The following is a 21,360-nucleotide window of genomic DNA, read 5'->3' on the forward strand; positions in this document are numbered from 1 at the left end:
CCCCATATTGAATAATTAATAATATAAATGCATGTTTATGCGTTCTGGTGTAAAAAAATTTAGACCGTTACTGCTTCATTTGCTAACACTTGAATGATTGCTTCAATGGCTTGATCCAATTCAACTTTTTTGACATTCAGCGGAGGTAATAATCGAATAACATTCGGACCAGCTGGAAGCACAAGCAAACCTTGCTCTCGAAGGGCTGTGATGTAATCACCTACTGGCTGATGACACTCAATTCCTGCCATTAATCCTTTGCCCCGTACTTCTTTCACGATGTTCAGCTGTTTGACTTCTTGCAGTCTCTTTAAGAGGTACGCACCCTTTTCTTTCACTTCTGAAAGAAAGTCTTCTTTGAATATTACATCAAGGGTTGCGTCCACAGCTGACATAGCGAGCATATTGCCACCGAATGTTGTGCCATGAGAGCCTGGAGAAAATGCATCCCCTAAAGCTTTTTTCCCTATCACTGCACCGACTGGAAACCCATTTCCTAAACCTTTTGCGGCTGAAATAATATCAGGATCAAGTCCCGATTGCTCATAGGCAAATGCTGTCCCTGTTCGACCAATACCCGTTTGGATTTCATCTACAATTAGCAGTGCTTGATGTTTTTTGCAAAACGTTTGAACGGCTTCTAGAAATTCAGCTGTAGCTGGATTCACTCCACCTTCACCTTGCACCACTTCCAGCATGACCGCTGCGACATCATCGATTTCACACGCTGTGATCGCTTCAGGGTCATTAAACGGTACATAATGAAAGCCTTCCAGCATCGGTCCAAAACCAGTTTTGATTTTATCTTGACCTGTGGCAGCCATACCAGCATACGTGCGCCCATGGAAAGAGTGCAAAAACGTCACAATATTTGTTTTACCTGTTGCTTTTCGGGCCAATTTGATAGCCCCTTCATTCGCTTCAGCCCCGCTGTTGCAGAAAAATACGAGATCTCCTGAACTGTTGGCTGCCAGCTTTTCCGCTGCTTTTTCTTGCAGTCCATTTTCAAATAGATTTGATACGTGCCAGACCTCGTCAAGCTGCTTCTTGATGGCTTGATTGACCTTTGGATGATTGTGACCTAAATTCGTGACCGCAATGCCTTGTATAAAGTCTAAATATTTTTTCCCAGTTGTATCAACTGCCCAAGAACCTTCTGCCTCTTTAATTTCAACATTCCACCGTCCGTACGTTTGAAAGAGATGACTCACAGGACCGCCTCCTTTTGTTTTACAATTCGAGTTCCTTTAAAGGTATCTCCTGTAAAAATACTGCCTTTTCCATTCACAATCATGACTTCATCCACATCTCCTGATAAAGCACTTAGCGCAGATTGCACTTTTGGAATCATTCCCCCGGAAATAATACCTTCATCGATGAGCTTGAGAGCTTCTTGTTCGGTGACAACGTCTAACAGCTCACCATTTTTTAAAATTCCTTCCACATCTGTGACAAACATGAGCTTATCAGCTTTCATAGCTCCTGCGACTGCTGATGCTGCAAGATCAGCATTCACATTTAACGTTTGGCATTCTTCGGTCATAGATAGCGGCGCAATGACGGGAATGAATTGTTTCTCCATTAGTGCTTTTGCCATCTCTGGATTGACTTCTTTGATTTCGCCAACGTACCCATATACATCTTGATCGAGAAAATCGGCGACAAGCATCTGTCCATCTTTACCAGATACACCGACAGATGATATATCATGCTTTGCCAACTCTGAAACAAAGTATTTATTCACCGTTCCTGAAAGGACCATTTCGGCTACCTCTAACACCGGCTTTGTTGTTTTGCGCTGTCCATCTACAAATTCCGTTTTCACTTCTAATTTTTGCAGCATGCTCGTGATTTCAGGACCCCCGCCATGTACGATAGCCAGTTTAAATCCAGCAGCTTGAAGTGAGCGGACATTTTCATAAAAGGTATCGGAAAGTTCTCGAATGACACTGCCTCCACACTTGAACACGATCGTTTTATCCATGTCTATCTCCTTCATTATGTGCGATAGCTCGCGTTAATTTTCACATAATCATAGGTAAGGTCACAGCCCCATGCTGCCGCTTCACCATTTCCTTCATTCATTTGAATGAAAATCGTAATCTCATCCTGCTCTAGATACGCTTTTGCTTCCTCTTCTGAGAAAGACTGAGGTTCATTATGTTTAAACAGACATTGCCCGCCTAAGTAAACTTCAACCTCTTCTGGCGTGACAGAAGCTGCGCTATGACCGATTGCTCCGATAATCCGTCCCCAGTTGGCGTCCGTACCGTATACGGCTGTTTTCACAAGACTTGAACCTACGATTTTTTTTGCAATAATTCCCGCTTCTAAGTTGTTTTTAGCACCAACAACTTTCGCTTCGATTAATTTGGTTGCGCCTTCTCCGTCTCTTGCAATCTCTTTTGCTAGATCTTCACAGGCTAGTTTTAATCCTTCTTTAAACAATGGCCATTCTGGATGTTCTTCATTCAGTGCCTGGTTTTCTGCCATTCCATTTGCCATCACAAGCACCATATCGTTAGTTGATGTTTCTCCATCGACGGTAATTTGATTAAACGTCACATCTGTAATGTCACGAAGAGCATTTTGCAATGCTTCTTGTTCGACATTTGCATCGGTTGTGACAAACCCGAGCATTGTTGCCATGTTCGGATGAATCATACCAGAGCCCTTTGCTGCACCTGAAATGAGAATCTCTTTCCCGTCTATCGTCAAGGAGTATGTCGTATTTTTAATGACTGTATCTGTTGTTAAAATCGCTTCTTCAAAGTGGCCATTTCCTGCTTTTGCTTCTTTTAGCTGAGCGATGCCTGTTTTGATTTTATCCATATCCAGACACTCTCCAATGACACCAGTAGAAGAAACAGCAATGTAATCAGGATCTGTGCCTAACATGTCTGCACAGGCTGCCTGCATGTCGTATGCATCTTTTAATCCCTGCTCACCTGTACATGCGTTGGCGATGGCACTATTGACAATGACACCTTTTAGTTTGCCCGTCTTTTTCAAGCTTTTTTGTGTGACTTGAAGAGGCGCAGCTTGAAAGTGACTTTGAGTGTATACCGCTGCACTCGCTGCTGGTACTTCACTGATGATCAAGCCAAGGTCTTTTTTTGAATAGCGTAATCCTATATGAATCCCCTTTGCTTCAAAACCTTTTGGTGATGATACGTCCCCGTCTATTTTGACAATACTTTTTTCATTCAATTCGATCATGTTTGTTGTCTCCCCTGTTCTTATGGATAGAGAGGTGTCATTGTGAGGCCCGCCTCTTCATGTAAGCCTTTGATGATGTTGAAGTTTTGAACCGCTTGGCCGGCTGCACCTTTCATGAGATTATCTATGACAGATACAATCGTCAGTCTACCTGTTCGCTCATCTAAATGAAAACCAATGTCACAGAAGTTACTGCCGTATACTTCTTTTGTTTGCGGATATATCCCATGATCTCTCACTCTTACAAAATAGGAATCTTCATAAAAATCCTTCATCTGTTTCATTAATTCTTCTTTTGTGACATCTGATTTCAATTGTGTATACATCGTCGCCATAATCCCTCTTGTCATCGGGACAAGGTGTGTTGAAAATGTGATGTTCGCCGTTTGCGGGTTCCATTCTCTAAGTACTTGTTCTATTTCAGGTGTGTGCTGATGTTCATTCACCTTATAAATTTTAAAGTTATCGTTCAGCTCTGAAAAATGTGTGCCAAGTGAGGCTGATCGTCCTGCACCGGACACCCCGGTTTTTGCATCTATTATGATCATAGATTCATCGATTAAATTCTGTTTCATCAGCGGTGCTAAACCTAGAAGAACTGCAGTAGGAAAGCAGCCGGGGTTTGCAATGACTTCCGCTTGCTTAATGGTTTCACGATTCAATTCAGATAATCCGTATACAGCTTGTTGAACCGATGCTTCATCCGCTGCCCTTCGTTTATACCACGCTTCATAAACAGTTCCATCTTGAATGCGCAAGTCACCTGATAAATCAATAATTGGCACCCCTTGATTCATGAGCTTCGGTGTGAGTTCACTTGAAACGCCTGCTGGTGTCGCTAAAAACACAGCATCTGTTTCTTGCACAATGGCCGCCGGATCAATGGCTTTTAATGTTTGGTCAGTAATCGTTGTCAGATGCGGATAAGATTGACTGTATAATTGCCCATCACCACTTGATGAATACAATATACATTCCTCCACATGTGGATGCTGCTTAAAGATACGAACTAATTCCGCACCGCCGTACCCTGTAGCACCTATAATACCTATTTTCAACGTCAATACACCCTCTTGATCTTTGTGAAATTATTTAACATTATAACATGTATAAAAATTAATTCAATTGTATATTTAATATTTGTTTTCATTTTTTTTCATAAAAAAATCCACATATCTTCGTGAGACATGCGGATTTTATCTATTGTTCTTCATATTGAGGACCAGAAGCGCACTGCATAAATATAATAGGGAACTTGCATAAAAAATCAAATGAATGGTGAAGAAATCAGCAAACAGGCCGCCAAGCATAATGGCGATCGATGAAAAAAGCGCTGTCCAAAAATGATAGTGCCCAACTTCTTTCATACGCTTTTTCTCGTTTGTGAGTTCGGTGACGAGTAATTTCTCTCCGTGCTTCTGAACACCACCTAGCACACCTAAGGCAAGCTGAATCATATAAACTTGCTCTACTTCTGTGATATGTGGAAAAAGTAGAAGAAGAAACGCCATACCAAACGCATGAATGATTAAAAAGAGACGCTTGTCGGTCGTTTCAGGAAGTTTTCCTAATAATAAATGAATGAACGCACCGCTCAAACCAAACAGACCATAAGCAAGACCAAATTGAGAATAGCTCGACCCAACATTTTTAATAAAAAGAATATAAAAAGGGAAAATGAGGCTACTGGCGAAAAACAGTAGACTTTGTGAATAGACGAACCATTTCATTGCTTTAGCATTCATTGTGTATTGTACCTTTCATAAAAGTAGTTGATAAATCTGCCATCTGGATCTGCTTGCTTTTTCTTTTGAAAGAATAGATCGGTTTTTGGATACGCTTGTTTCATTTGTGCTTTCGTTTGATACGGCATGTATGGTAAGTAATAGCTTCCATGGTGCCGCAAGGTGATATCTGTCATTTGCCGGATGACCCGCTCCGCTTCTGCCTTCTCTTCTTTCTCAAAACCATAATTCACTAACAAAACAAGTGCAAACATATCTTCTTTCGCATATGAGAGATCCGCTTTTTCATTTTTTTGTACGTAGCGGATCGTGATGTTCATTAAATTCAATTCTTCCTGTTGTAAAAAGCTTCTCATGTCATCGATATACGCACGAAAACGATCAACTGGAACAAAGTATTCTTGAAGCACATCGGTATCTGACTCATTTTCATATTCTAAAAAAGCAGAATCAGACCGCATCACGTTATTTCTTGTGATCAGCTGGTCATTTTGACTTTGAAAATACTTCTTTTGCAAGTTCCATAGCAAATCTTTCCCCATATCAAATCTTCTCGAAAGGCCGAGCATAAATTTTAAAGGGATGACGAGCTGATCTTCTTTGAGCTCGCGGTATGGATCGATCTGTTGATCAGAAGTAAGCGAATAATTCGTCACATACATCTCTTTCAAAAAATTTGTTTTCGCTGTAGAGATTCTTGCGAGATGCATGCGCACTTCTTTATTGTTCTCTACATGCTTTTGAAAATAATCAGTGTATTCATCGAAGTGTAGAGAGGTTGTCTCCATTTTATATAATTCATCCTTTGTTAAGGACAGCTCAACATCTAAAATGACACCGAATAAGCCGTATCCTCCAATCACGGCAGTAAATAAATCATCGCTAGGCTTTACTGTGATGATCTCTCCATCTGCTTTTAACAGTGTGAAAGAGCGCACAGTGTCAATGAGTGAGCCGTAGCGAATGTCACGTCCATGTGCATTTGCACTTAACGAGCCACCAATCGTAAAGATGTTTTGAGATTGCATCACCTTTACTGCAAGACCATATGGGTTCACATATTTTTGAATATCATCCCATGTGGCGCCGCTCTGGACCCGAATGGTCTTCTTTTTTTCATTAAATGATACGATTCGGCGAAATTTCGTCATGTCTAGTACAATGCCATTTTCATAATACGTGTGGCCGCCCATACTATGCTGCTTTCCGGCGATTGAAATGGGCAGATTCTTCTCTTTTGCTTCTTCTAATACTTCTTTTAAAGATTCTATTTCTTTTCCTTGCACGACTTTTTTTATTTTGACCGGCATAAGGTGACTCACATCTGTAAACGCCTCAAGTCCTTGTCTTTTGTGTGCTTGACCTTCACGTATAGAGACTGATGCAAAAAAGGCAGCGCCATATCCCATCAAAAGAACGATCCATATCCACTTTCGTTTCATTATAGGTACTCCGTTCTATAAAATTACATCCATTATATCAAGCCATACTCCTCCTCTACCTTAATTTTTCATAAAAAAACCTGGTACGAGTTCAACTCATACCAGGCATTTTTCGTATTTACTTATTGAATACCAAGCGCAATTTTAGCGTATCTTGACATTTTGTCACGTGTCCAAGGTGGATTCCAGACGATGTGAACTTCAGTTTCCTTCACTTCAGGCAAGTCACTTAATGCTTTTTTCACTTCATCGACGATAACTGGTGCAAGGGGACACCCCATTGATGTTAAAGTCATCGTGATATCCGCTTTTCCATTCTCATCAAGATCGACATCATAGACAAGTCCAAGGTTGACGATGTCTACGTTTAACTCAGGGTCAATCACCTGTTCTAGGGCGCCTAAAATATTTTCTTTCAATGCTTCATCCATGATATCCACTCCTTTTTCAACTAGTATAACGTACTTTTCCTTTTGGCTAAACGTTTGTGCTTTTCAGGTGTGTCACAAACCAGTCAATGGTTTCAAACATTGCTTGTCTTGAGACCTTATGGCCAGCCTGTCCATCTGTGATAAAACGAATCAGGTGCGGATCTTCTTTATATTGGGTTTCTGCTAACTCGTCATAAAGAGCTTTTGCATGTCTGTAAGGGACAACTGGATCGTTTTCTGCATGCCAGAATAACAGCGGTCTTTTGTTTAATCGATCTGTTTGCAGCGTTAAATCATAAGGGCGCAGCGCGTCTAATTGCTGATGAACCTCTTCATCTGTAATCTCTTTCATCAACCCTTTGTGCCGCATGTCCATAATTTGTGCTTGTAGGAATGTCGTATATTTCGGACTGCCCATCAAGCTGACTGCCGCTTTAATCCAATCATGTTTTGCGAGTGCACCAAAGGTCGTGATGCCTCCCATGGAAGTACCTGCAACACCTATTAGGTCGGCTTCAATCAATTGTTTTTCTTGAAAATGTGTCTTAAGTATATCGATTTCACGGATTTCGTTCAGGACGATTTCCCAAAACTTTGATGCCAGTTCCTCTAAGCTGAGGTTTTCTGATCTTACACCATGATAAGCACAGTCAGGCAAAATGACTCTCATGCCTTTTTCCGCCAAATGAAAGGCGAAGTGTAAGTTGTGCTCGCGTGCACTTGTAAATCCATGTATAAAAAATACAAGTGGCAGTGGTTTATCTTTATTTTCAGCTTTTACGATATGTAAAAATGGAATATCGTGCGTCATTTGCTCATCAATGGTGATCACAGCTTATGAATCCTCCTTTATCATTCCCGTCTTTGTTTATTTTAACATGTAGACAACGAAGATGTGATAAAGATACACTATAGGTGGAGGCACCCGCACCAGATGCCTCCTATTACTTACAGATCAAAGGAGATTTTATGGAGACTAAACCTTATCTAATCGCACTTGACCTGGATGGCACGTTATTAAAAGACGATAAAACGATTTCTGCACAAACACTTGATGTCATTCAAAAAGTGAAAGACAGCGGGCATCATGTCTGTATTTCAACTGGCCGGCCATTTCGTTCCAGCTCTCCTTATTATCAGCAATTGCAGCTCGATTCACCGATTGTGAACTTTAATGGAGCGTTTGTCCATCATCCTCTTGATGAAAAATGGGGCAGATTTCACACATCACTTGATCTTCAAGTCGTGAAACAGCTTGTGGATATTAGTGAGGAATATAAAGTGCACAATGTGTTAGCTGAAGTGCTAGACGATTTGTATTTCCATTATCATGATGAAAAGCTCATTGATATATTTAATATGAATGCAAACAAAGTGACCGTTGGTGACCTTCGGGACAATCTTGGAGAGAATGTCACAAGCGTCTTAATTCACGCAAAAGAAGAAGACGTCGGAGCGATCCGGAGCTATTTGACAGATGTTCATGCAGAAGTGATTGACCACAGACGCTGGGCTGCTCCGTGGCATGTCATTGAAATCATTAAAACAGGTATGAACAAAGCCGTTGGACTGCAAAAAATTAGTGATTATTACGGTGTGCCTCAGGAGCGGATTGTGGCATTCGGAGATGAAGACAATGATTTAGAGATGCTTGAATTTGCTGGATGCGGGGTTGCAATGGGCAACGGGATTGATGCAGTGAAACGCGTCTCTAATGAAGTGACAGATACGAATGAACAAGATGGGATTGCAAAATTCCTAACGAATTACTTCTCGCTTTAATTTTTCCATTCATACATAGCAGGTCGAAGCGGGCATACTACCGTTAGACAGGTTGTCCTGTCAGCTTGTGTAAAGGGGCGGATTCCGAATGGGTAAAAGAAGCAAATCGAAACGCTTTATACAACAAGGTAAAGATTCAGTCAGTCTGCATGACGCACGTTTTCCGTATCGTTCCACACTTGAAGAAGCTGCGGAGGACAGGGGAAATATGAAGACTGATGCTTCTGGAGGTTCATTGTGAGAAACGAACTTTTTGATCAAGCCAAATCATTTACTGAAGAAGCCCTTACTTCTTCATTTCCATCTGGTTTAGAGCGTCAACAAGCAGTTCAGCGAGCTAAAAACGCCGTATCATCTGCATTTGCTAATTCGACAGATGCAGAAAGAAACCAGCTGCATACGTTCCAAGACCTGCTTGATGATCTTTAACGAAAAAAGCTGTCCGCTTTGTGGACAGCTTTTCTTATGCTTATTTCACTTGGAACGTTTTCTTCTCAGTGATTTGCTTTAGCCCTTCTGCTTTTCCTTTAAATGTGACGACCGCTTCATACGTTCCTGGCTCCACACCGTTTGACCACGTATCTTGGAAGTCATATGTTTCATCTGCTTTCAGCACAAAGGATTGGATGGCTTGTGTGAACATACGGTCTTTCGAGTAACGGTATTTTTCATTTCCGTCTTCATCGTACACACTCAATTCGAATTTTTGGCTTGTGTTAAACGTGAATTCAATATCTCGATCTGATTCATTTTTTAGTGACATATGAAATTGAACCGAAGAACCTTTTTGGACGGGGTCTACTGTGAGTACAACGGTTTTTTCTCCCATTTGACCGGATACCTCCTTGTCTGGTTCATCCTTTTTTTGTTGTCCACAAGCTGTTAAAACCAATAGAACGAGAAAAAGCACTAACCCTTTTTTCATCTTCTACCCACCTTTTAATCTCGTCTGAAAAATCCAAGAATATTGGTTGTTTGAACAATATTTGTAAAGGCTTTTGGATCGACTTCCTTTATAATTTGTTCAAGTTCATACAGCTCATACCTTGTAATGACAATGACCATCATTTCTTTTTGTTCATTGGTAAATGCCCCTTTTGCCGGAACAGTCGTAATCCCTCTGACCATTTTTCCATAAATGGCTTCTTTGATTTCATCTGCTTTCTTTGTCACAATCATGGCGGTCAGCTTTTCATGTCTCGTATGGATGGCATCAATTACCCTAGTCGTCACATATAATGTGACAAGGGTATATAAAGCTTTCTCCCAACCTTGTAACAATCCTGCTGTAAAAATGATAATTCCGTTTAAAATGAAGAAATACGTGCCCACTGGTTTGTCTTTCCATTTCGCTAAAATCATCGCAATAATGTCAAGGCCGCCTGTAGATGCCCCATATTTCAGTGTAATCCCAATGCCAAGTGCAGAAATGACTCCGCCAAATACAGCATTTAATAAAATATCTTCAGAAACACTTGTCTCTGGTAAAATGCCGAGGAAAATCGTTGTCAGTGCCACACTAATAATGCTATACAAAGTAAAGGAACGACCAACCTTCATCCAGCCTAAAATGCCGACCGGAATGTTTAAAATAAATAATAGGATCCCTGTTGATAAATAAAACGGTGCATATTGATCGATTAAACTAGATAACAGCTGGGCAACCCCTGTAAAACCACTTGCATATACGTCAGCAGGGATTAAAAATAAATTCAGCCCAATCGCATTGAGTAAGGCACCAATGACGACGACGATGAATTTTTTTGCTTCTCCAATGAACATGTTGTCATTCCTCCACTTACCATTCTCTCTATGGTTTTCCCTAAAATTTAGAATTTGAACACGAAAAAATGATTTTCTATGATATAGTTAGGCTAAAAAGATGTAAAATATGGTTGATTTTTTAGAAAGAAGGGATTTTGATGACTGTTCATATCATAGCAGACAGTGCTGCTGATCTGCCTCTTTCTTATTATGATGAACAAAACATGACACTCATTCCGCTGCGTGTGTTACTCGGCGAGCAGGAATTTGAGGATTTGATCACCATTGAACCAAAACAAGTATTTGATGCGATGAGACAAGGTGCAAGTCCAAAAACATCACAAGCTTCACCGAACCGGATCAAAGAAGCCTTTGTTTCTGCGGCCCAAACCCATACATCCGCTATCTATGTTGCCTTTTCATCAGAGCTTTCAGGTACATACCAAACCGCTGTGATGATGGCAAACGAAGTGAAGGAAGAATACCCTGATTTCGATTTGCGAATCATTGATTCTAAATGTGCTTCACTTGGTTATGGACTAGCTGTCAAACACGCTCAATCACTTGCCATTGACGGAAATACAATACAAGAAATTGAAACGTCTGTAAAGCATTTTTGTGAATCTTTACAACATATTTTTACTGTAGACGATTTATCGTATTTAGCAAGAGGCGGAAGAATCAGTAAAGCGTCCGCATTTGTTGGCGGATTGTTAAGTATTAAACCCATTTTACACGTTGAGGATGGAAAACTGATACCCCTTGAAAAAATTCGTGGCCGTAAAAAATTGTTGAAACGCATTATCGAGCTGATGAAAGAACGCGGATCTGACTGGTCTAGTCAAACTGTTGGCATTAGTCATGGAGATGACCCTGCACTTGCAGAAGAAATGAGACAATTAATCGAAGCCGAATTTCACCCAAAAGAAATCGACATCCAGGTCATCGGCGCGGCTGTTGGGTCCCACTCAGGCCCTAGCACACTTGCCATCTTCTTTACAGGCAGCCCATCATAAAAAGCACCCTTCCCTGAAACATCACGGGAAGGGTGCTTTTCTTATGATAGCTTAAACCGGTGAACGGTTTCGTTTAACCTTGCTGTCATACTCATCAGTTCTTCTACTTGTTTGTTCATTTGATGGAAAGATTGCAGCTGTTCGTTTGCCGAGGCAGAAATTTCTTCGCTGCCCGCTGCCGTTTCTTCTACAACGGCACTAATATTTTCAATCGAGTGCAGCACTTGTCCGCCAAGCTCTGTTGATTGAATAATTTGGTCATTTAAGACCGCCATTTCTTGCTTAATATGTTGTGCTTTTGTTTCTATATCTTCAAAGGAGTGTGAGGTTTTGTCCATTGCATCTTGCTGCTGAAGTGATAGCTTGACCCCTTCTTGTACAGTTTGGCTAATGGATTGAATGCCTTTTTCAATATGACTCACCATGTCAAAAATTTGTCTTGTTGCACGAGACGATTCATCTGCCAGCTTACGAATTTCGTCCGCTACGACGGCAAACCCTTTGCCAGCTTCTCCTGCTCTTGCCGCTTCAATCGCCGCATTGAGTGAGAGGAGGTTTGTCTGGTCCGCAATATCAGAAACCGTTTTGGCCATTGCGGAGATTCCGCTTGCGTACTGAGTGAATTCTCCTGCTGACTCTTCAATTTGTCTCGTCGCACGTGTATTTTTTTCAATGGCTGCTTTTGTTTCTGTTAACGTGTGCTTTCCGCTTTCCACCGCTTCAATGGCATCCTCTGTACTACGGATGACTGTATGTGATCTTTCGGAATTCTTACGGCCATGTGAATCCATTTTCTCAATCAAACTAACGCCATGCTGAAGGTCTTCTGAAATCGCTTGTGAACCATTCGCCATTTCGTCTGTCGATACTGACACTTGATTGGCCGATTCCATAAGCTTTTTGTTTTCATCATCTAACTGAACCGAGAATGATTCTACTTGGCTTGAGACATGGCTGATTTCTTGAATCAAGCTAATCAGCTGATCCGTCATTTGATTGAACGACTCATTTAAGCCACCGATTTCATCTTTCCGCTTGATGTTCATCCGCTCCACAGCGAGGTTTCCTTCGGCAATCTGTTTTGCCCGGTAAGAAAGGGATTTGATTGGTGTCACAATGGATCTCGTTAAACCAATATTTAAAAAGACGGCGATGACAATCAGCGTGAGGGCTGCGACAGATGCGCTTGTGATGATCCTTTGCACATTGTCTGCCGCCTCCTCTAAATGGTATTCATACGCTTCTTGTGCTCTTTTATTCATCGTATGCACGTCGTTTAAAACACCGTCAATTCTGGCAGCCACTCGTCTGGCATCAGAGGCATTTTTTTCACCAATGGCATTGTTTGCTTCTTGCGTCCATGTGTCAAACTTTGAATTTAACCGTGTTAGGGCTTCTTTGTTCATATTTCCTGCGTTTTTGTTTAACGTTTGCAGCTGTTTTTTCGCTGTCGATATATCGCTTTGAACGACCTCTAGCTGTTCATCTGAAAGGGTCATGGAATAATTGGTCATGGCTTGTTCGACACTTTCAAAGCTGGCCTTCGTTTTTTGTACGTTCAGTAAGGTTTGAACTTCTGTTTCGCTTGATGACTGAATCTTTGTCATGCTCACAATAATAAAGGCAATTACGCCAACCGCTAAAAGAAGTGAAATGAGTGAGTTGAGCAAAATTTTGATGCGTAAGCTCATGATGCTGCCCCCTCTTCTTTCAGAAGTGTCTGCTTCAGTCCATTTAATTTTTTGGTCAATTTCTCAGCATCTTTGAGCACCCGGATTCTTGCCATATCGATTCCGTCATTACTTAAGTCATAGACGATATGCCCGCTTTTGATTTTGCTGCTTTTGACGAGCTGTTCGCTGAATTGATAAACGACTTCATCTACTTTTTTGACCATAGACGAAATAACGGCTTTTTCAGCTGTATAATACTGATCGCTGTCCACGCCAATTGCATATTTGCCTTGCGTTTGCGCTTCTTTTAATACACCAACACCCGTATAACCGGCTGCAGCATATAAAACATCTGCTTTCTTTTTGATCATGTCTTTCGCTATTTTACTGCCTTTACCTGCATCACTAAATGTGCCAGCATACGTGGATACGACCTTGATTTTCGGATTCACAGATTTTGCGCCTTTTTGATAGCCTTGTTCAAATCGGTGGATCACCTCTGCATCGACTCCGCCCACAAAACCAATAACATCACTTTTTGTTGTCATGGCAGCAAGTGCTCCCGCTAAATAGCTGCCCTGCTCTTCTTTAAAAGTCACTGATGTGACATTTTTCAGTTCAGACACAGCATCAATGAGTAAAAATTGCTTTTTCGGATATTTTTTCGCTACCTTTTCTAAGTCTTCTTGCATACTGAAACCTACACCGATGATCAGGTCATTTCCATCTTTCACAAGCTCGGTCAGCCCTTTTTCATATGTATCGGTTTCTGCAATTTCTCTATAATCGAATTCAATGCCAAGCTCATCACGTGCTTTTTCTAATCCTTTAAATGATGAATCGTTAAATGATTGATCACCAAGACCATCATCCGTCAGCATGACACCAATATGCTTCGCATTTGATATCGGTGGTCCTCCCTGCTGATTGCTGCATGAGGCGAGTACCATGATCATCGCTGCCATCAGAAGTAATGAAATCTTCACTTTCATCCAAAAACACACTCCTTTTATCATCCTACCCCTTATTTATCGGATTTGAGAGGCATTGTTTCAATGATAAAGTGAAGGATTTTCAGCTTTTTTCATGACTTTTTTCACTGAAAAAAACCATTATTTATGATAAAAATAAAAAAAGCGAGCAAATGCTCACTTTTTCTCGTATGTCCATCCTTCTTTTTGGTAAACAAGATCATTTTTCATCAGATGACCTAATGCTCGTTTGAAGGCTGCTTTGCTCATTTGAAATCTTTCCCGGATATCTTCTGGATCACTTTTATCCCCGTAAGGCATTGCACCGTTTCTCGTTCTCATGTAAGTTAAAATTTCTTCTGCATCGACAGATAATGCATCCTGTTTTCTAGGAAGCAGAGAAACGTTCACGGTTCCGTCCTCTTTCACTGCAATGACGCGTCCTGTCACGGTCGATCCTAATCTAGGCTCTTCCTTTCGTTCCGTGCGGTGGATAAATCCACGCACGCCTGTATCTGTCAGCATAAAAGAACCTGTCGCAATTAAGCGATAAATCGTTCCCGTCATTTCTTTGTTCATTAACGTTTCTGGCGCCTCAGTAAATAATTCACTGATCACATCTTCAGTGGCTGGTTTTGCGAACATTCTCCCGTAACTTGTCACTTTGAGCATACAGTATAGTTTGTCGCCTTTTTTCGGCCACGCTTCCTCAAAAGGCGGGAGGTGTTCAGTTGCAACAAGTGCATCCTTTGACAAACCTATATCGACAAAAGCACCCATATCTTCTACAACGTCTACGACTTCTACCCAGTCGTATGTATGTGCATTGATTTTAGGAATTTTCATCGTCGCTGCCAGTCTTTCCTCATGATCTACATATAAGTAGACCTCTACTTCATCACGATCTCCAATATCCTCTGTCATCTCACTGCGATGTAGGAGAACAGAATCTTCGCCATCTGTTAAAAAGTAGCCGTATTCCATCTCATTATCTATTTGCAAGGTCAGTTGCTCACCTGGTCTCATGTTCTCTTCCTTCCTATCTGCCCTTAAAAGAGCGTTCGTTCATCTTTTGATTCACTTTATTCTACTATACTTCTGTCATCATGAACATCTCTAGTTCTGTTAGCTAAAGTGGACAAACTGTACTTGAATTATACCGCATACATCTGAACTCTCTTCGATAAAGTTTCTTCTTCCCCTATTGGCATGATAAAATAGACGCAATATCTATAGTTGGAGGTCATATGTGATGGCAAAAGAAAGTTCATTTGATATTGTATCAAAGGTGGAGCTGCCAGAGGTGCAAAACGCCATTCAAGCAGCACTGAAAGAAATTAAAAACCGTTATGATTTTAAAGGAAGTAAAAGTGATATTTCACTAGAAAAAGAAGAACTCGTTCTCATTTCTGATGATGACTTCAAGCTGGAGCAGCTAAAGGATGTCCTTGTGACAAAACTGATTAAACGAAACGTACCGACTAAAAACATTGACTACGGAAAAACAGAACATGCCCTAGGTGGAACCGTTCGCCAGCGTGCAAAGCTGATTAGCGGGATTGATAAGGACAATGCCAAAAAGATCAATGCCTTGATCAAACAATCTGGTATAAAAGTAAAGTCGCAATTTCAAGATGACCAAGTGCGTGTGACAGGAAAAAATAAAGATGATTTACAAGAAGTGATGGCACTCATGCGCAAGGCAGATTTACCGATTGACGTCCAATTTATAAATTTTCGATAAATTTCAAATTTTCCATTGATTATTTCCGATTTTTTCGATACAGTTGATGGAAGTTCAATTCATTGACATGTTCATATCGCTTTCTTATCAAGAGAGGCAGAGGGACTGGCCCTGTGAAGCCTCAGCAACCGGTGTAGTAGAAATCTATTTTCTATGACCAAGGTGCTAAATCCAGCAAGCAACTGCTTGGAAGATAAGGAGAAGAATTTCAATACAGCCAAAAAGTCTTCTTCTTATCAGAAGGCTTTTTTTGTTACATAGAAATAAGGAGGAAACCAATGGGCCTATTACAAGACTTACAAAATCGCGTACTGATTGCTGATGGAGCAATGGGAACACTTTTATACTCTTATGGCATTGACCGCTGCTTTGAAGAATTAAATTTATCGAAAGAAGGTGAAGTCAAAAGAGTGCACGAGGCATATGTGCAAGCTGGAGCGGACATTATTCAAACGAACACATACGGTGCGAATTATATTAAACTATCCCGCTATGGCTTAGAGGAAGAAACAAAACGCATTAACACAAAAGCTGTACAAATTGCCAAAGCAGCCGCTGGCTCAGCTTATGTCCTTGGAACGATCGGCGGGATTCGAACATTTAACAAAAATGCCTACTCTTTAGACGAGATTAAACGGAGCTTTAGAGAACAGCTCTATATCCTTTTAAATGAAGAGCCTGATGGGTTACTGCTTGAAACGTATTACGATATTGAAGAAGCAAAAGCCGTTCTTGAGATTGCTCGCAAAGAAACAGCGCTTCCGATTGTCATGAACGTCTCCATGCATGAGCAAGGTGTATTGCAGGACGGTACACCGCTAAAAGACGGTTTATCTGAATTATCCTCACTTGGCGCTGATGTCGTCGGCATTAACTGCCGATTAGGCCCTTATCATATGATTCAGGCACTTGAAGGCGTTCCACTTTTGAAAAATTCGCATTTATCTGTCTATCCAAACAGCAGTCTCCCCTCCCTTGAAGAAGGCAGACTCGTCTATGATACAGATAATGATTATTTCCGAAAAAGTGCACTTGAGTTTAGAAATCAGGGCGCACGAATCATTGGAGGCTGCTGCGGAACAACCCCTCAGCATATAAGCGCCATGGCTGAGGCGGTCAAAGATTTAGCACCTATTACCGAAAAAGAAGTGAAAGTATTAAAAGAAGAAATCATTTCCATCCAAGATCAACGGACAGAACCAGGTCTTGACGAGCTGGCTGTGAAAAAACGTTCGATTATCGTCGAGCTGGACCCGCCGAAGAAACTGAACTTTGAAAAATTCCTCGTCGCAGCGAACGAATTAAAAAGTGCAGGCATTGATGCCCTCACACTGGCCGATAACTCTCTAGCTACCCCGCGTATTAGCAATGTGGCATGCGGCGCTTTATTAAAACAGCAGCTTGATATGCGTTCACTTGTCCATATCACATGTCGTGATCGCAATTTGATTGGACTCCAATCTCATTTAATGGGACTAGACACGCTTGGACTAACCGATATTTTAGCCATCACAGGCGATCCGTCTAAAATTGGAGACTTCCCAGGTGCGACATCTGTGTATGATTTAACCTCCTTTGATTTGATCCGTCTGATCAAACAATTTAACGAGGGACTATCTTTCTCTGGGAAGCCGCTCGGGAAAAAGACTAATTTTTCTGTGGCTGGTGCGTTTAATCCAAATGTCCGTCATATTGATAAAGCGGTCAAACGCCTTGAGAAGAAAATTGAATACGGTGCCGATTATTTTATTTCACAACCTGTTTACTCTGAGGAACAGCTTGTGAAGATTCATGAAGAAAGCCGACATTTGGATAAACCGATTTACATCGGTATTATGCCGCTAACAAGCAGCCGAAATGCTGAGTTTATTCATCATGAAATTCCCGGCATTAAATTGTCTGACTCGATTCGTGAGATTATGGCCAAGGCAGGCGAAGATAAAGAAAAGCAGCGGACAGAAGGGTTAGCGATTGCCCGCTCTTTATTAGATACAGCCTGCGAATTGTTTAATGGTATCTATTTAATTACCCCTTTCCTTCGATCAGATTTAACAGCAGAACTGACAACTTACATCCATCAGAAAGAAAAGGAGCCAAACATCCATGCCAACTATCACTGAACAGCTCAAAAAACGCATCCTCGTCCTTGACGGTGCAATGGGCACAATGATTCAAAACGCCGATCTCACAGCAGTGGATTTTGGCGGAGAAGAGTATGAGGGCTGTAACGAATATTTGAACGTCACAGCCCCTCATATTATCTCCACGATTCACCGGCAATATCTTGAAGCAAGTGCAGATTTAATCGAAACAAATACATTCGGCGCGACGAAGCTCGTTCTCGATGAATATGGACTTGGCCATCTCGCCTATGAATTGAACGTAAAAGCAGCTCAGCTGGCAAAGCGTGAAGCAGACCGTTTGTCGACACCAGACTGGCCCCGCTTTGTTGTAGGCGCAATGGGACCCACTACAAAAACATTATCCGTAACAGGCGGCACAACGTTTGAAGAGCTCGTTGCAAATTACGAAGAACAAGCCCGCGCCCTGATTGATGGGAAATGTGATGCTCTTCTTTTAGAAACGAGTCAAGACATGCTGAATGTCAAAGCTGGATTTAAAGGCATTCAAGAAGCCTTTCAAGCAACCGGTATTGAGCTACCACTGATGGTGTCAGGGACGATTGAACCAATGGGCACCACCCTTGCCGGTCAAGATATTGAAGCCTTTTATATCTCACTTGAGCATATGAAACCAATCAGCGTCGGACTAAACTGTGCAACTGGTCCAGAATTTATGACAGACCATATCCGTACACTCTCCTCCATCTCAAAGTCGGCTGTCAGCTGCTATCCAAACGCTGGTCTCCCTGATGAAGAAGGGCAATATCACGAATCCCCTGCTTCGCTTGCTAAAAAAATTGCCGCTTTTGCAAAAGAAGGCTGGTTAAATATCGTCGGTGGCTGCTGCGGTACAACGCCTGCACATATTCAGGCATTGTCAGATGAAGTACGTTCGCTTCAGCCCCGCAGCATGTCGCATGAGTCATCACCGCATACCGTATCAGGCATCGAGCCCCTCATTTATGAAGAAGCGATGCGCCCCCTCTTTGTTGGTGAGCGCACAAATGTCATTGGTTCACGCAAATTCAAACGGCTCATCGCAGAACAAAAGTTTGAAGAGGCAGCAGAAATTGCTCGTGCTCAAGTGAAAAATGGCGCTCACGTCATTGATGTGTGTCTAGCAGACCCTGATCGTGATGAGATAGCAGACATGGAAGGCTTTTTAAAAGAAGCCATGAAAAAAGTGAAAGCTCCTTTTGTCATTGATTCAACCGATAAACATGTCATCGAAAAAGCACTCATGTATTCTCAAGGAAAAGCCATTATTAATTCTATTAATTTAGAGGATGGAGAAGAGCGCTTTGAAGAGATTCTTCCGCTTGTCAAGCTATATGGCGGCGCACTTGTTGTTGGAACAATCGATGAGACAGGGATGGCCGTCACAGCAGATCGAAAACTTGAGATTGCCGTAAGATCCCATGACCTGCTCACGAAAAAATATGGAATCCCTGCGAGTGATATCATTTTTGACCCGCTTGTCTTTCCAGTAGGTACTGGAGACGAACAGTATATTGGTGCTGCTAAAGAGACGATTAAAGGCATTGAGCGAATCAAAGCAGCACTGCCTGAATGTCTCACCATTTTAGGCATTAGTAACGTGTCTTTCGGACTCCCGCCAGTTGGCAGAGAAATATTGAATGCCGTTTATTTGTATCACTGCGTAAAAGCAGGGCTTGATTATGCGATCGTGAATACTGAAAAGCTTGAACGCTTCGCTTCAATTCCAAAGGAAGAAATCAAGCTGGCTGAAACTTTACTTTATGAAACAAATGATCAAACCCTTGCTGAGTTCACCCAATTTTATCGCGGGAAAAAGAAAACAGAGAAGAAACCAAAGATCTCCTTATCACTTGATGAAAGGCTGGCACTCTATGTCGTCGAAGGGACAAAAGAAGGCCTGATTGATGATTTGGCCCTTGCTTTGGAGAAATTTGAATCACCTCTTCATGTCATCAATGGACCATTAATGCAGGGAATGTCAGAGGTTGGGCGCCTTTTTAATCAAAACGAATTGATTGTAGCTGAAGTCCTCCAATCCGCTGAGGTCATGAAAGCATCTGTTTCATACCTTGAGCAATTTATGGAGAAAAAGGACGCAAGCGGCAAAGGGAAGATTCTCCTCGCCACCGTCAAAGGCGATGTCCATGATATAGGGAAAAACCTGGTCGACATCATTTTGAGCAATAATGGCTTTCACGTCGTCGATCTCGGAATCAAAGTAACCCCACAAACATTGATTGAAGCGGTGCAAAAAGAAAAGCCAGATATGATTGGATTATCAGGTTTACTTGTCAAATCAGCACAGCAAATGGTCTTGACCGCTCAAGATTTACAAAAAGCAAACATCTCTGTTCCCATTTTGGTGGGCGGCGCGGCGCTTTCACGGAAGTTTACGAAGATGAAAATTTCGCCTCAATATGATGGCCCCGTCCTTTACGCCAAAGATGCAATGGACGGCCTGTCTTTAGCGAATGAATTAAGAGCGAACCCTCTTCAATTTCAAACAAAACCCTTAGAGGATCAAGAAACACTCCATAAGGAAAAAGAAACAACGCAGCCAAAAGCCGTGATTGAATTACTAGAAAAACGCGCGACACTTCCGGAGGCAGCCATTTTCACGCCAGAAAATACGAAACGCCATTATGTACGGGATATTGATTTGCACCACATAATGCCCTATGTCAATGAGCAAATGCTGATCGGCCATCATCTCGGCTTAAAAGGAAAGGTCAAAAAACTCTTGGCTGAACAGCATCCAAAAGCATTGGAGTTAAAACAGCTGATCACAGATCTTCTTCAAGAAGGCAGAGAGAAAAACTGGTTTGCACCTGCATTCGTCTATCAATTCTTCCCTGCCAGTTCAAATGGGAATGACCTGCATATCTATGATCCAGAAGCGCCTGACCGCGTCATTGAGACATTCCAATTTCCAAGACAGGAAAAACTTCCGTACCGGTCTATTTCTGATTATGTGCGGAAAAGCGGAGAGAACGAGAAAGATTATATCGCCTTATTTGCAGTGACGGCTGGTGCCCGCATACGAGAGGTTGCGCAGCAATTTAAACAAGAGGGTGACTATTTAAAAATGCATGCGGTCCAAGCTTTAGCACTTGAGCTTGCAGAAGGATTGGCTGAACGAACGCACCAAGTAATTCGTGATAAATGGGGATTCCCAGACCCAGTCGATTTCACGATGGAGAAACGGTTCCAAGCCAAATATCAAGGTCAGCGCTATTCCTTTGGCTATCCAGCGTGCCCTAATCTAGAAGACCAAGAAAAACTATTCCACCTGCTGCAGCCAGAAAAAATCGGGATTCATCTCACAGAAGGGTTTATGATGGAGCCCGAAGCATCTGTTTCAGCCATTGTCGTTTCTCATCCTGAAGCTCGATATTTTAACGTTCACTAAAAAAACCTCCTGAATTGGAGGTTCTTTTTATAAATAAAAAT

General features: G+C 41.7%; 20 protein-coding genes and 1 riboswitch. Of the genes, 7 read left to right on the forward strand and 13 right to left on the reverse strand.

Annotated features, from left to right (window positions below; translation table 11 throughout):
• Positions 1–59 precede the first annotated feature (59 nt).
• From MHI20_RS14740 to MHI20_RS14775, 8 genes are all read right to left on the reverse strand, one after another.
• Positions 60–1,211, reverse strand: coding sequence for an acetylornithine transaminase (locus MHI20_RS14740; RefSeq protein WP_340939415.1), 1,152 nt, complete (start codon positions 1,209–1,211; stop codon positions 60–62).
• Positions 1,208–1,984 carry an acetylglutamate kinase gene (argB, locus tag MHI20_RS14745; RefSeq protein ID WP_340939417.1) on the reverse strand — a complete coding sequence of 259 codons (777 nt, stop codon included), beginning with the start codon at positions 1,982–1,984 and terminating at the stop codon, positions 1,208–1,210. The genes MHI20_RS14740 and argB overlap by 4 nt, the downstream gene beginning before the upstream one ends.
• A gap of 14 nt (positions 1,985–1,998) precedes the next feature.
• Entirely contained in the window at positions 1,999–3,219 is a 1,221-nt protein-coding gene (gene argJ / locus MHI20_RS14750) for a bifunctional ornithine acetyltransferase/N-acetylglutamate synthase (protein ID WP_340939418.1), read from the reverse strand.
• A gap of 20 nt (positions 3,220–3,239) precedes the next feature.
• Positions 3,240–4,277: an N-acetyl-gamma-glutamyl-phosphate reductase gene (argC, locus tag MHI20_RS14755; RefSeq protein ID WP_340939420.1), complete on the reverse strand. Its 1,038-nt coding sequence runs from the start codon at positions 4,275–4,277 to the stop codon at positions 3,240–3,242.
• A 138-nt stretch (positions 4,278–4,415) separates the two neighbouring features.
• Positions 4,416–4,964 (reverse strand): MFS transporter, encoded by a 549-nt coding sequence (locus MHI20_RS14760; protein ID WP_178930025.1) that lies wholly within the window; start codon positions 4,962–4,964, stop codon positions 4,416–4,418.
• On the reverse strand, positions 4,961–6,406 hold the full coding sequence (locus tag MHI20_RS14765) for an FAD-binding oxidoreductase (RefSeq protein WP_340939423.1): 1,446 nt from the start codon (positions 6,404–6,406) through the stop codon (positions 4,961–4,963). Before MHI20_RS14765 ends, MHI20_RS14760 begins: the two co-directional genes overlap by 4 nt.
• A 122-nt stretch (positions 6,407–6,528) precedes the next feature.
• On the reverse strand, positions 6,529–6,837 hold the full coding sequence (locus MHI20_RS14770) for a metal-sulfur cluster assembly factor (protein ID WP_003211530.1): 309 nt from the start codon (positions 6,835–6,837) through the stop codon (positions 6,529–6,531).
• Positions 6,838–6,883: 46 nt separating this feature from the next.
• Complete coding sequence (locus MHI20_RS14775; RefSeq protein WP_008348536.1) at positions 6,884–7,669, reverse strand: alpha/beta fold hydrolase; 786 nt, start codon at positions 7,667–7,669, stop codon at positions 6,884–6,886.
• A gap of 137 nt (positions 7,670–7,806) precedes the next feature.
• Between MHI20_RS14775 and MHI20_RS14780 the strand changes: the two genes are divergently transcribed.
• From MHI20_RS14780 to MHI20_RS14790, 3 genes are all read left to right on the forward strand, one after another.
• A complete protein-coding gene (locus MHI20_RS14780; protein WP_340939425.1) occupies positions 7,807–8,619 on the forward strand; it encodes a Cof-type HAD-IIB family hydrolase in 813 nt (270 codons plus the stop codon).
• 88 nt (positions 8,620–8,707) lie between these two features.
• Positions 8,708–8,860, forward strand: coding sequence for a hypothetical protein (locus tag MHI20_RS14785; RefSeq protein WP_008348539.1), 153 nt, complete (start codon positions 8,708–8,710; stop codon positions 8,858–8,860).
• Positions 8,857–9,048 (forward strand): DUF3813 domain-containing protein, encoded by a 192-nt coding sequence (locus MHI20_RS14790; RefSeq protein ID WP_008348541.1) that lies wholly within the window; start codon positions 8,857–8,859, stop codon positions 9,046–9,048. Before MHI20_RS14785 ends, MHI20_RS14790 begins: the two co-directional genes overlap by 4 nt.
• Before the next feature lie 40 nt (positions 9,049–9,088).
• On the opposite strand, the gene MHI20_RS14795 is transcribed toward MHI20_RS14790, so the two are convergent.
• Both MHI20_RS14795 and MHI20_RS14800 read right to left on the reverse strand, forming a co-directional pair.
• Complete coding sequence (locus MHI20_RS14795) at positions 9,089–9,544, reverse strand: BsuPI-related putative proteinase inhibitor (RefSeq protein ID WP_008348542.1); 456 nt, start codon at positions 9,542–9,544, stop codon at positions 9,089–9,091.
• 14 nt (positions 9,545–9,558) lie between these two features.
• The gene (locus MHI20_RS14800; RefSeq protein ID WP_007499067.1) at positions 9,559–10,401 is read right to left on the reverse strand and encodes a YitT family protein; all 843 of its coding nucleotides are present in this window, start codon (positions 10,399–10,401) and stop codon (positions 9,559–9,561) included.
• 140 nt (positions 10,402–10,541) lie between these two features.
• On the opposite strand from MHI20_RS14800, the gene MHI20_RS14805 reads away from it, so the two are divergent.
• Positions 10,542–11,399, forward strand: a complete 858-nt coding sequence (locus MHI20_RS14805) for a DegV family protein (protein WP_008348544.1) — start codon at positions 10,542–10,544, stop codon at positions 11,397–11,399.
• Between the two features lie 41 nt (positions 11,400–11,440).
• Here MHI20_RS14805 and MHI20_RS14810 read toward each other — a convergent pair whose 3' ends face one another.
• The 3 genes from MHI20_RS14810 to MHI20_RS14820 all read right to left on the reverse strand — a co-directional run bounded on the left by MHI20_RS14810 (position 11,441) and on the right by MHI20_RS14820 (position 15,069).
• Positions 11,441–13,090 (reverse strand): methyl-accepting chemotaxis protein, encoded by a 1,650-nt coding sequence (locus MHI20_RS14810; protein ID WP_098680893.1) that lies wholly within the window; start codon positions 13,088–13,090, stop codon positions 11,441–11,443.
• Complete coding sequence (locus MHI20_RS14815; RefSeq protein WP_025207132.1) at positions 13,087–14,064, reverse strand: BMP family lipoprotein; 978 nt, start codon at positions 14,062–14,064, stop codon at positions 13,087–13,089. The genes MHI20_RS14810 and MHI20_RS14815 overlap by 4 nt, the downstream gene beginning before the upstream one ends.
• Before the next feature lie 156 nt (positions 14,065–14,220).
• The gene (locus tag MHI20_RS14820) at positions 14,221–15,069 is read right to left on the reverse strand and encodes a CvfB family protein (protein ID WP_024720045.1); all 849 of its coding nucleotides are present in this window, start codon (positions 15,067–15,069) and stop codon (positions 14,221–14,223) included.
• A 226-nt stretch (positions 15,070–15,295) separates the two neighbouring features.
• Here MHI20_RS14820 and MHI20_RS14825 point away from each other — a divergent pair, with 226 nt between their 5' ends.
• From MHI20_RS14825 to metH, 3 genes are all read left to right on the forward strand, one after another.
• Positions 15,296–15,787, forward strand: a complete 492-nt coding sequence (locus tag MHI20_RS14825) for a YajQ family cyclic di-GMP-binding protein (RefSeq protein WP_076821901.1) — start codon at positions 15,296–15,298, stop codon at positions 15,785–15,787.
• An 81-nt stretch (positions 15,788–15,868) separates the two neighbouring features.
• Positions 15,869–15,987, forward strand: a riboswitch (SAM riboswitch).
• 78 nt (positions 15,988–16,065) lie between these two features.
• Positions 16,066–17,907, forward strand: coding sequence for a bifunctional homocysteine S-methyltransferase/methylenetetrahydrofolate reductase (locus tag MHI20_RS14830; RefSeq protein WP_340939440.1), 1,842 nt, complete (start codon positions 16,066–16,068; stop codon positions 17,905–17,907).
• A complete protein-coding gene (gene metH, locus MHI20_RS14835) occupies positions 17,891–21,319 on the forward strand; it encodes a methionine synthase (protein ID WP_340939441.1) in 3,429 nt (1,142 codons plus the stop codon). The genes MHI20_RS14830 and metH overlap by 17 nt, the downstream gene beginning before the upstream one ends.
• Positions 21,320–21,360: the final 41 nt, after the last annotated feature.

This window comes from Bacillus sp. FSL K6-1106, assembly GCF_038005245.1.
Taxonomy (GTDB): domain Bacteria; phylum Bacillota; class Bacilli; order Bacillales; family Bacillaceae; genus Bacillus; species Bacillus altitudinis.